The organism is Modestobacter versicolor, assembly GCF_041028285.1.
Classification (GTDB): domain Bacteria; phylum Actinomycetota; class Actinomycetes; order Mycobacteriales; family Geodermatophilaceae; genus Modestobacter; species Modestobacter versicolor_A.
This window is the reverse complement of the sequence record NZ_JABGDB010000067.1, coordinates 1-504: the sequence shown is the minus strand read 5'-3', so window position 1 is coordinate 504 and position 504 is coordinate 1. Positions and strand designations below refer to the sequence as shown.

1 protein-coding gene is annotated in these 504 nt (G+C 37.7%); it reads right to left on the bottom strand.

The features are described 5' to 3' along the window. Positions 1-319 (bottom strand): hypothetical protein (locus tag HL054_RS22285; RefSeq protein WP_369141316.1); only part of this gene is annotated, 319 nt, incomplete at its 3' end. Positions 320-504 lie beyond the last annotated feature (185 nt).

Below are 504 nucleotides of genomic sequence, written 5' to 3'. Positions count from 1 at the left end.
TACCAAATGACTTAACACCGGTTGCTTTAACCTCGTCAGTTCCAAGATTCGATTTAATTGTGTCAAATAAATCTTTTTGTTCTCTTTCCGCTTTTTCTTTTCTTAGCGTTTCGAGTTCGTTTGATTCCTTTTCCAATTTCGCTTTTTCAAGACCGGCCTTATACGAAGCGTCTGCTTTCTCTTGAATCAGTTTTTCAACTTCCTCTTTTGTATATGACCCGTCGGCGTTTGGAGCAAAGAGCATTTTTGGCATTCTTACGGCGTTGCCACTGCCTATTGTGATTATTTTCATAATTCCTCCCGTGTTTACCGGTAGCACGTTCCGTAATTAAATTATACAACAAAAAAACCCCGAAAGGTTAAATTATTGGTTTTGGGTTGGCGTAAACTTGGTTTGACGAAATTGTTTCATATTGGTTTGAATAAACTGCGTCATTGATAATCGCCATGTCGTCTTTATAGTTTTGGTAGTAGAATATACGTCAGTCTTGGTTTCAAGTTCAA